Source organism: Mycobacterium sp. 1423905.2 (assembly GCF_001673155.1).
GTDB lineage: Bacteria > Actinomycetota > Actinomycetes > Mycobacteriales > Mycobacteriaceae > Mycobacterium.
Map to the genome: position 1 here is coordinate 18,739 of NZ_LZLE01000015.1, position 9,777 is coordinate 28,515.

Here is a 9,777-nt window from a genome sequence, read left to right on the forward strand (position 1 = left end):
CTAAGCCCTGCCGAACGTGGGTAACCCCTTTCGCGCCGTCTTTCGCGGTGACAACATGAACCACATGACCAGTCGATTGGCGGCACTCCCGAAACTTGCGATCCCGTTTGCTCTGTGTGTCGGCTTGGCGCCGGTTGGCGTGGCGAGTGCTGATGACATGCCGAAAGTTCGGTATGAGATCAGTGGGAGTTCCCCTGTCGCCGAGAACATCGTTTACCAAACCGATGCCGGCCAGCAGCGCGCGGTCAACGCAAATCTGCCGTGGTCGACGCAGTTCACCGGCTTCGGCGGTCAGGTGTTCGTGTTGAGCGCGCAAAGTCCTGGCACCGTCACCTGCAAGATCTACCTCAACGGCAATCTGGTCAAGGACGCGACTGCGACGGGAACACCGGCACGGACCGTCTGCACCCACTGAGGCCCGGATCGCTGTGGACCTCAAGACCGCGCCTCGCGTCAACGGGGAACCGCCACCTCACATTCCGTTGGACGACATCCGCCTCGGCGCTCTGGAATTCTGGGGCCAAGATGACCCCTACCGGGACGGCGCGTTCGCCACGTTGCGCCGCGAAGCGCCGATCAGATTCTGGCCGGCCGTCGAAGTTCCGGGCTTCACCGCGGGCAACGGGCATTGGGCGCTGACCAAACTCGACGACATCGTCTTCGCCAGCCGTCATCCGGAGATCTTCAGTTCCAGCCCCAATATCGTGATCAGCGATCAGACGCCGGAATTGGCCGAGTATTTCGGCTCGATGATCGTGATGGACGACCCACGCCATCAGCGGCTGCGTTCGATCGTCAGCAGAGCATTCACCCCGAAGGTGACCGCACGCATCGAAGCCTCGGTGCGCGCACGCGCCCACCGGCTGGTGCAGGCGATGCTCACCAACCATCCCGACGGGACCGCCGATCTGGTCAGTGCTCTGGCCGGACCCCTTCCCCTGCAGGTGATCTGCGACATGATGGGCGTGCCCGAAGAGGATCACGACCGCGTATTTCATTGGACCAACGTCATTCTCGGTTTCGGTGACCCGGACCTGGCAACCGACTTCGCAGAGCTCATCAAGGTCTCGATGGAGATCGGCGCCTACGCCACCGCGCTGGCCGACGACCGGCGAGTCAATCACCATGACGACCTGACGACGAGCCTGGTGGAGGCCGAGGTCGACGGCGAACGGCTGTCGTCCTCGGAGATCGCCATGTTCTTCATCTTGTTGGTGGTCGCCGGTAACGAGACGACGCGCAATGCGATCAGCCATGGGTTGCTGGCGCTGTCGCGCTATCCCGAGGAACGAGACAAGTGGTGGTCGGACTTCGACGGCTTGTCACATACCGCAGTCGAGGAGATAGTCCGATGGGCTTCGCCGGTGGTCTACATGAGACGGACCTTGACCCGCGACATCGAGCTCAGCGGCACGAAAATGTCACGGGGTGACAAGGTTTCGCTGTGGTATTGCTCGGCAAACCGTGACGAGTCGAAATTTGCCGAGCCATGGCGGTTCGACGTGGCGCGCCATCCCAATCCGCATGTCGGCTTCGGTGGGGGTGGTGCGCACTTCTGCCTCGGCGCCAATCTGGCGCGTCGGGAGATCAAGGTCGTGTTCGACGAATTACGCCAGGTAATCCCCGGCATCGTCGCCATCGACGAGCCCGCCCGGTTGCTGTCGCAGTTCATACACGGCATCAAGAGCTTGCCGGTGGCCTGGAGTAGTTAGCACTCACCATGGCCAACGCCGCCTTTCCCAGCCCGGACGTGCTGGCCGCCCGACAGCGGCTGGTGCTCGACCACTTCCGCGACGAGGTTCGCCAGAACTGGGACGACGTCTTGTCGACCTTCCCGCACCCGCACTACGAGTTGATTCCGCAGCTGACCGTCCATGACGGCGATCAAGCGGTCCGCGACTATTACCACCACACGCGGACCGCCTTTCCCGACCAACACCACGAGATCATCGCGTTGCGCCACAGCGCCGATGCGGTGATCGTCGAGTTCTGGCTGATGGGCACCCATCTTGGCTACCTCGGCAAAGTGCCTCCCACCGGCAGCCGCTTCCGGGTGCGCATGACCGCTTTTTTCGTATTCGACGACGTCGAAACCCTTGTCTGCGAACGTATTTACTTCGACACATTGACGATGATCAAGCAACTCTTGGGTGGCCTCGACTTGAAGAAGCCGTCGACCTGGCTGCTCGCGGCGCGATGTGTACGCGGCCTGCTCTCGATGTCCTCCGTGCAGCCCGATCCCACTTTGACCGACACCGTGCCAGCGAATTTGGACTGAGCGTCCTTCCGGGTCGGGCCGCGGCTACCTACACTTCTGTGTATGCGGGTCTTGAAGTTGTCCGGCCTGTTCGCAACGGCATTGGCCGCAGGCTGCGCCACCAGCGCGGTTCATGCCGGCAGCTCCTCAACATCGTTGGCACCGGCCGCAGCGGCGACCGCCACCGTGCCCCCTGCCCCGAACACCGCCACCCGCAAATGGATCGACCTTCAGGAGGGTGACTGCGTGACCGACCTGCCGCCGGCCGACCTGAGCCGCATCACCGTCACTACAATCGGTTGCGCCGCACCACATTTGGCGGAGGTCTATCTGCGCGCTCCGGTGGCCGTCGACTCGGCCATCGCATCCGTGGCCAACCGGCAATGCGCTGACGGGTTTGCGCCGTACACCGGGCGATCGGTCGACGGGAGCGCGTACTCGGTGACCTGGCTGATCGACTCACACCAGGACAGGACCGGCGCGGACCCCACTCCCAGCACCGTCATCTGTCTGCTGCAAAGCGCAACCGGCCAGCTGCTGACCGGGTCGGCGCGTCGCTGACATGGCCACCGACCGCGAGCGCCGCCGAGCCCTTCGCGACGCATATAAGGCGGCATCGGCGCCGCGGCTGACCAGAATCGACTACGCGCAACTCGACGAGATGCTCGACTACATCGAGGGAAGATTCGCCGACGAGCCGTGTGACCATACCGCCCGGCATGCCCAACGATGGGCTCAATCCCATGATCTTGACTGGATAGAACTGGCAGCCGAATTGCGCGAGTTCGGAGGGTTCTGCGACTGCGAGATTGTGTTGAACGTCGACCCTGAGGTGGTGTTCGATTAACCGTTTCGGCTGATCTCTGCGTCCCGTTTGCGCACCGCTTCGGTCAGCGCCCGAATCTCTTGCCGCAGCTCGTCAATTTCGGCCGCCGTGGCCGCGCGAGACTCCTGGTCGGTTTCGGACACCTCTTCGACAATCCACGACGCCAGCGACGCGGTGACCACACCGACCAGGCTGATGCCCCCAATCATCAGCAGCACGGCGATCACCCGTCCGCTGACGGTGATCGGATACAGGTGGCCGTAGCCGATGGTGGTGACGGTGGTGATCGACCACCACACGGCCTCCCCGAATGAGGTGATGGTGGCACCGCGCTGGCCGCGTTCAGTGTCCAGAATGGCCAGCGAGGCAACGTAGATCAGCAGCATCACCCCGGAGATCGTGTAGAGCAAGATCCGGCCGCGCACCGCGTCACCGATGGCCTTCTGCAAGACGCCGAAGAAGACCACCAGACGCAGCATCCGGAGCGGCCGCATCAGCGGGAGCGCGACTATCAGTAGGTCGAACAGATGCTGCAGGAACCACTTTCGGCGATTCGATGCCAGCAGCAACCGGGCGAAATAGTCACCTACGAACAAGCTCCACGCACCCCAACTGGCGAGCCACAGGACGTGCGCCTCGGTACCGGTCGGGCGGCGCAGCACCTGGACGGAGTAGATGGCGATGAAGGCGACAGCCACCAAAGCCAGTGGCCACTCAGTGCGCTGCTGCCAAAGCTGTTCTCGCGTGGGTTTGCTCACCTTAGCCCGCCGGCGCCCTGGCGTTGAGGAAGTTGACTATCCCTTGGGTGACGGCGGCGGCGTATCGGGCTCGGCCGTCACCGCTTTGCATCTGCGCGGCGTCCTCGGCGTTCTTCATGTTGCCCAGTTCCACCAACACCGCGGGGCATTCGGCCAGGTTGAGGCCGGCCAGATCGGCACGCCCGTACAGGCCGTTGGCGCCCACGTAATTGGACGGCGGGAAGCCGGCTCCCGCCATGGCATCGCGCATGATGTTGGCGAGCTGAACGCCGGAGGTGGCTTGCACATCGTTCAGCGGGGGGCTCGAGTAGTTCACGTGGAACCCGCGGCCGGACGCAGGGCCGCCGTCGGCGTGGATGCTCACGATCGCGTCTGGGCGGATGGTGTTGGCCTCTGCGGCGCGCTGGTCGATACACGGCCCGACTGAGTTGTCGTCACCGCGCGACAGCTGGGTGTGCACGCCCAGCTGGTTCAACGCCTCCGCGATCCGATTCACGACGTCGAAGGTGAAGGCATGCTCGGGATAGCCGCCGTCGGCGGCGGTGCCGGAGGTGTTGCACGGTTTGGTGCCGCCCCGACCATTTGGCACTTGCCGGTTGATGGAGTCGTCGTAGACCCCGCCGTGCCCGGCGTCGAGGAAGACGCTCCGACCGGCAACACTTGCGGTGGCGTACGGCGCCGGAAGCACCGCTGCGACGCTGAGCACGGCCGGCGCGAGCGCCGCATATCGGAAAAGCTCACGCCGTGAAACCCGCCGCCGGCGGTCCCCCGTTACCACCGCGCGATGGTAACAACTGACCGCTACCCCGGCTTACCCCGCTTGATCTGACCCGGCGCGGGAAAAGGGAGTGCATGAGTTCAGCCCCTTCGACTCCGTACACGCCCCGGTCGTCGCCTCGCAGCACCCAACTGTGCTGCTCATCGGCTCGCGCGGCAAGGCCATCCCAGTAGCGGGCGTAGTCGGCGGAGCGCGCGGCATACCAGCGCATCAACGCACGCGCGACGACGACGGCGGCCAGCAGCGCGGCCGCGCCGAGGATCCACCAGATGAAGTTGACGACGACCGCGACGGTGATCAACAGCGCAATCGCCGCAGAGAAGCCGCCACCCGAGTTGCCACTTGCTGCCATGCCCGCAAGTTACTGCCCACCACCGACAATTCGGGGAAGCCCTGCGGTCCGGGTCGCGGCATGGGATTCTGTTCGTTGCTCGGCAAACTACTACCGGCGAGGACGACGATGCAGATTCGCAAGAATGCGGCGATTGCGGCGGCAATGGCGACCGTGGCTCTGAGCTTCCCGGCGGCCGCTCATGGGCAGAGCAATGACTTCCAGTCTCCGTCGGGGAACATCTACTGCACCTTGGACAGCAGCACAGCCGCATGCGACATCAGTGAGTTCACCTATCAACCGCCCCCGCCGCCGGAGTGCGCACAACACATCGCGTGGGGCAGTCGGTTCCGCCTAACGAAAGGCAAGTCCGCCGTCATCGAGTGCCACGGGGACACGCTGAAAGTGCCGGGCGAAGCGACGCTGAACTACGGCCAGACCGTCTCGGCAGGCACCATCACCTGCTCCAGCGAACAGTCGGGGGTGAAATGCACCGACGCCAGCACCGGGCATTATTTCCGCGTTTCGCGGGACTCCTACAACCTCGGCTGATCGGTCACGGCGCGACCCCGGCATGTTTCACGTGCTTGCTGGACGGGTAAATCCGCAGATCAAAGACGCTTGAGCCCTAGCCAAGGAAGCCTGGGAGCGCCATGAAGACGCGGGTCGGTCAAACGTTCGGCAAGTACCGAATCGACCGACTGCTCGGCGAAGGTGGCATGGGTGAGGTCTATGAGGCCTACGACACCGACAAGGGCAGAACCGTCGCCCTCAAGCTCCTCGCCGAGCAGTACGCCCAGGACGAGACGTTCCGAGCGCGATTCCTGCGTGAGTCGAGGGCCGCGGCGGTGCTGCAAGAACCGCATGTCATCCCCATTCACGACTGGGGCGAGATCGACGGCATTCTGTACATCGATATGCGGTTGGTGCGCGGTCAAACTCTGCACGACATGCTCAAATCGGGCCCGTTGCAACCAAACCGGGCCACCGACATCATCGCCCAAGTCGCGGCCGCGTTGGATGCAGCGCACGCCGAAGGGCTGATCCACCGCGACGTCAAACCGCAGAACATCATCGTCACATCAGACGACTTCGCATACCTGGTGGATTTCGGCATCGCTGAGGCCAGGGGTGACACCCACCTCACCGTGGCCGGGTATCACATCGGAAGCTGGGCGTACATGGCCCCCGAGCGGTTCAACGAGCAACCGGCGACAGCGGCCGTCGACATCTATGCCCTCGCCTGCGTTTTGTTCGAGGCGTTGACCGGCAGCACGCCGTTTCCCAGTCACCGGCTCGAGCAGGTGATCGGGGCGCATATGTCGTTACCACCTCCGCGTCCAAGTGTGCTGAATTATCAGGTGCCGCAGTCAATTGACGCTGTCGTTGCCCGGGGCATGGCCAAGCATCCCGACGATCGTTACGGCAGCGCCGGCGCGTTGGGCCGGGCGGCCAAGCGCGCCATGTCCGATCCTTCTCCCACGTTCACGGCTCCGCAGCCGGTGGTGGGCCCGGCGAGCTATCCACCGTTTGTGTCGCAATCGCGCACGGGACCAACGCCCATCGCGCAGGCAGAGGGAAGAACCAATCGGTTGCTTGTCGCGGCGGTGACCGCGATTGCCGCGACCCTGGTACTCGGCACCGTCGCCGTCGTGATCGCGCTTGCCAATCGGGACTCCGGCGGGACGAACGCTTCGTCACCGACAACCACCTACCTCACTGCAGCGCCGACGACGTATTCCACTGAGCCGCCCACGACGACTGAGTCGGCTTACGTACCCAGCACGACCACCGGCCAAGACCCCGAGCAACAGTTGCACCAAATCGCCAGCGGCGACCGATCTTTCGTGACTACCCGGCTCGCCGATCGATGGGTACCGCAGCTGAGCGCCAAACGGCCCGGCGTCGTCGAAGGCGGCGTGGTGTGGGATAATGCCATGGCGTTGCAAGAGCACCTTCAACTGAGACAGCGATACGGCGCCCGGTTGTTGTGGTCGGGCGACTGGTCGACGTTCACCGCGCCGAATTTCTGGGTGAGCATCGCCGGCATCACTTTTCAAGATTCGGCGGGCGCCCTGGCTTGGTGTCGGAGCCAAGGCTTCGACCGAGATCACTGCATCGCCAAAATCATCAGCACTTCCCGCCCCGTCGCCGGAAGCACGGCCTACAACTGATCAGGCATCGATGCGAGAAATCGCCAACTGCGCAAACCGCTTCACCTTGTCGCAGGACGCATAACCCTCGGTGACTCGGAATAATCGCCCACCACTGAGCAGCACCACCAAGGTGGTCGACGGCGGTGTCGTGGTCGGTTCGTGCACACAGACGGCCTTGAGTCCCATGCCCTCCTCGTTGGTCACGTTGGTGGATGTGGTGGCCAGGGCGAATTGTGCGGCAGCGTCGACAGGGAACGCTCCGGGCAGGCGTAGGTCGGTCTCCACACCCTCTCCTACGTCTGGGGTTTGGTCGTAGTAACAGCCGATGTCGACCGATCCGGCCTCGTCGCCGTCGGGTTTGGCACTGACCGGCCCGCCCATGATGCCGGCTGCCTCGGTGGTCGTGACCCAGTCACACGGTCGCGACGCCGGCGGAGCCGACGGGTCCACCTCGGCGAGTTCGACGCTCACCGCGTCGAACCGACCGAGCGGCGTGCCAGCCGGCGGTGACACCGCCGTCACGCGATACGTCTTGTCCCTGCTCGGGTCGCGGCCGTCGGTGGTCATCCCGCGCACGTTCTGCCAACACCAGAGGGCCCCATCACCGTTGACTTGGTTGAATAACCGCCCGACAACGTCTGGTATTGGGCGAGGCCAGGATTGGACGTCGCAGAGCTGCTCGCGGGTGGTGGGTGCGGGTGCGGCCGTCACCGATTGGGGGGGATCAGCGGTTGGAAAGTGTGTCGGCGTACCGGAGCGGGTGTGTGTGCATGCCGCCGTCGACAGTGCTAGAGCAATGAGAGCTCCGGTGAATAACGGACGCCACTGCATCGAAGGCCTCAGCCCAATTCGTACGTGTCGCGGGCGATTCGGAAGAAGTGCCCGGTGCCGGCGTCGCTGCACGTCATGCCCGATGGTTCGCTGGCACAAGTGAGCGTGCCGATCGAAAGTGACCGGCCATAGGACAGTGTGGGCTCCTGCTGCGGCGGGATGTGCTGCGTCATGCACGCGAAGGCGGCGGCATCATCGGTGTTCAACCGAAACTGGTTGGCGCTGGGCGCAAGTGGACAGCCGTAGGAAGACCGTGCCGGCGCCACCCAAGTATGCTCGGCGATCTGGCAATACGCGAAAGGTGCGGTACCGCCGACCGGTGTGTACATATGACAAACGATGTTGCCTGACGGTGACTGGAACTCATCAACCGGATCCGCCGCTGCCGCCGCCGGGACACCGATGCACGATGCCAGGCTCGCCACAACTGACGACGCCAGTACGGTGACTTTGATGATGATGCGCTCCTTCGCTTGCTGCTTGAGCGCAGTCAACGCTGCCCGGGCAGCTACCGATCCCAAAATCCCATTGCGCCACTTCGGTCGCGGACGGCTAGGTTTGTTGGTGACTGGTTTGATACCTGCGGACCGGGTAGCGGGGCAGTAGGCGCACGCAAATGCGTGCAACTGCTGGTCTTGCAGCGTTATGGTCGGGCCAGTTGGTAGCAGGTCGCGGTTGGAGGGCTCGTTGGACGGAACTTTGTTCGGAAAGTACCGGCTTACCGGGTTGCTGGGTCGTGGCGGCATGGGCGAGGTGTGGCGGGCTTACGACACCGTCACCGACCGGGTCGTCGCGCTCAAGATCTTGCCCGCCGAGCTTTCCCACGACGATGTATTTCAGCAGCGGTTCCGTCGCGAAGCCCATGCGGCGGGGCGGTTGAGCAGCCCGCACGTCATCCCGATTCATACTTACGGGGAGATCAACGGACGGCTGTTCGTAGACATGCGGTTGATCGAGGGCCGCGACCTGCAGACGGTGCTGAGGAACGGCCCAATGCCGCCAGGGCGCACGGTACGCATCATCGAGCAGGTCGCCCGGGCGCTGCATGCCGCGCACCGCGACGGGCTGTTGCACCGAGACGTCAAGCCATCCAACATCCTGGTCGACGATGACGACTTCGCCTACCTGATCGACTTCGGAATCGCCCGCGCCCCAGGCGAAGCGGGCTTGACCGCGACCGGCTCCGTAATCGGAACCGCCCATTACATGGCACCAGAACGGTTCAGCACCGAGCAGATCGACGCTCGCTCGGACATTTATTCACTGGCCTGCGTCCTCTACGAGTGCTTGACCGCACAACATCCTTTCCCCGGGGACAGCCTGGGCCAACAAGTCACCAGTCACCTCACCAGCGCTCCGCCCCGCCCGTCGAATGTCGTTGCCGGGTTGCCTGGCGGCCTGGACATGGTCATCGCCAAAGGGATGGCCAAGAATCCGGCCGATCGTTACGGAACCGCACTCGAGTTGGCACGAGGTGCCGCAGAAGCCCTCAACACCCCACCCGTGCACGCATCCGGTCCGCCCCAGTGGACCGCCCCCAACCCGGTCGATCCCTCATCCGGACCGATCAGCCGAGAACATCCGCAATACCCGCCGCCGCAGCCTGCCGGCCCGCCCACCCTCGCGCGACCGGCGGCCACGGTGACCGCCACGACCAGCAGCACTGCCGCGGAAATGATGGCGGCCTTGCGGCGCCACCAGGGCGGCGACGGTGGTCGCGGACTGGGTGGTCCGGCCGCAGGGCTTTGCCCGGGACCCGAGTACGTGGCCGCCGGTCGCGCGAGGGTGGGCGGGCCGGCAGGCTGCGGCGGCGGGTATTGCGGATGTTCTCGGCTGGGAG

Annotated in this window: 13 protein-coding genes; 8 read left to right on the plus strand and 5 right to left on the minus strand. The window is 64.3% G+C overall.

Going from position 1 to position 9,777, the window contains the following annotated elements; genetic code table 11:
- Positions 1 to 55: 55 nt before the first annotated feature.
- From A9W95_RS00815 to A9W95_RS00835, 5 genes are read left to right on the plus strand one after another with little or no spacing between them, the layout of a single operon-like run.
- Complete coding sequence (locus tag A9W95_RS00815; protein WP_067408775.1) at positions 56 to 415, plus strand: MmpS family transport accessory protein; 360 nt, start codon at positions 56 to 58, stop codon at positions 413 to 415.
- A 13-nt stretch (positions 416 to 428) separates the two neighbouring features.
- Positions 429 to 1,712 carry a cytochrome P450 gene (locus A9W95_RS00820; RefSeq protein WP_253851514.1) on the plus strand — a complete coding sequence of 428 codons (1,284 nt, stop codon included), beginning with the start codon at positions 429 to 431 and terminating at the stop codon, positions 1,710 to 1,712.
- Positions 1,713 to 1,720: 8 nt separating this feature from the next.
- Positions 1,721 to 2,278: an ester cyclase gene (locus A9W95_RS00825; RefSeq protein WP_067408763.1), complete on the plus strand. Its 558-nt coding sequence runs from the start codon at positions 1,721 to 1,723 to the stop codon at positions 2,276 to 2,278.
- Between the two features lie 42 nt (positions 2,279 to 2,320).
- Entirely contained in the window at positions 2,321 to 2,818 is a 498-nt protein-coding gene (locus A9W95_RS00830) for a hypothetical protein (protein WP_067408764.1), read from the plus strand.
- 1 nt (position 2,819) lies between these two features.
- Entirely contained in the window at positions 2,820 to 3,104 is a 285-nt protein-coding gene (locus A9W95_RS00835) for a DUF2695 domain-containing protein (RefSeq protein WP_067408765.1), read from the plus strand.
- Here the strand turns inward: A9W95_RS00835 and A9W95_RS00840 are convergent.
- From A9W95_RS00840 to A9W95_RS00850, 3 genes are read right to left on the minus strand one after another with little or no spacing between them, the layout of a single operon-like run.
- Entirely contained in the window at positions 3,101 to 3,841 is a 741-nt protein-coding gene (locus A9W95_RS00840; RefSeq protein ID WP_067408766.1) for a potassium channel family protein, read from the minus strand. The genes A9W95_RS00835 and A9W95_RS00840 overlap by 4 nt on opposite strands.
- A gap of 1 nt (position 3,842) precedes the next feature.
- On the minus strand, positions 3,843 to 4,619 hold the full coding sequence (locus tag A9W95_RS00845; protein ID WP_067408767.1) for an Rv3717 family N-acetylmuramoyl-L-alanine amidase: 777 nt from the start codon (positions 4,617 to 4,619) through the stop codon (positions 3,843 to 3,845).
- A complete protein-coding gene (locus A9W95_RS00850; protein ID WP_067408768.1) occupies positions 4,579 to 4,971 on the minus strand; it encodes a hypothetical protein in 393 nt (130 codons plus the stop codon). Before A9W95_RS00850 ends, A9W95_RS00845 begins: the two co-directional genes overlap by 41 nt.
- Before the next feature lie 108 nt (positions 4,972 to 5,079).
- Here A9W95_RS00850 and A9W95_RS00855 point away from each other — a divergent pair, with 108 nt between their 5' ends.
- Positions 5,080 to 5,502: a DUF6636 domain-containing protein gene (locus A9W95_RS00855; protein ID WP_067408769.1), complete on the plus strand. Its 423-nt coding sequence runs from the start codon at positions 5,080 to 5,082 to the stop codon at positions 5,500 to 5,502.
- Positions 5,503 to 5,603: 101 nt separating this feature from the next.
- Positions 5,604 to 7,124, plus strand: coding sequence for a serine/threonine-protein kinase (locus A9W95_RS00860; protein ID WP_067408770.1), 1,521 nt, complete (start codon positions 5,604 to 5,606; stop codon positions 7,122 to 7,124).
- Here the strand turns inward: A9W95_RS00860 and A9W95_RS00865 are convergent, their stop codons facing one another.
- The gene (locus A9W95_RS00865) at positions 7,125 to 7,673 is read right to left on the minus strand and encodes a hypothetical protein (protein ID WP_067408771.1); all 549 of its coding nucleotides are present in this window, start codon (positions 7,671 to 7,673) and stop codon (positions 7,125 to 7,127) included.
- A 272-nt stretch (positions 7,674 to 7,945) separates the two neighbouring features.
- The gene (locus tag A9W95_RS00870) at positions 7,946 to 8,458 is read right to left on the minus strand and encodes a DUF6636 domain-containing protein (RefSeq protein WP_156745934.1); all 513 of its coding nucleotides are present in this window, start codon (positions 8,456 to 8,458) and stop codon (positions 7,946 to 7,948) included.
- Positions 8,459 to 8,624: 166 nt separating this feature from the next.
- Here A9W95_RS00870 and A9W95_RS00875 point away from each other — a divergent pair.
- The coding region (locus A9W95_RS00875; protein WP_253851515.1) for a serine/threonine-protein kinase at positions 8,625 to 9,777 on the plus strand (1,153 nt) is incomplete at its 3' end.

Coding starts and splice junctions, on each gene's coding strand:
- A9W95_RS00815 (WP_067408775.1), top strand. CDS start 56: ATGAACCACATGACCAGTCGATTGGCGGCACTCCCGAAACTTGCGATC.
- A9W95_RS00825 (WP_067408763.1), top strand. CDS start 1,721: ATGGCCAACGCCGCCTTTCCCAGCCCGGACGTGCTGGCCGCCCGACAG.
- A9W95_RS00830 (WP_067408764.1), top strand. CDS start 2,321: ATGCGGGTCTTGAAGTTGTCCGGCCTGTTCGCAACGGCATTGGCCGCA.
- A9W95_RS00835 (WP_067408765.1), top strand. CDS start 2,820: ATGGCCACCGACCGCGAGCGCCGCCGAGCCCTTCGCGACGCATATAAG.
- A9W95_RS00850 (WP_067408768.1), bottom strand. CDS start 4,971: ATGGCAGCAAGTGGCAACTCGGGTGGCGGCTTCTCTGCGGCGATTGCG.
- A9W95_RS00855 (WP_067408769.1), top strand. CDS start 5,080: ATGCAGATTCGCAAGAATGCGGCGATTGCGGCGGCAATGGCGACCGTG.
- A9W95_RS00860 (WP_067408770.1), top strand. CDS start 5,604: ATGAAGACGCGGGTCGGTCAAACGTTCGGCAAGTACCGAATCGACCGA.
- A9W95_RS00865 (WP_067408771.1), bottom strand. CDS start 7,673: ATGACCACCGACGGCCGCGACCCGAGCAGGGACAAGACGTATCGCGTG.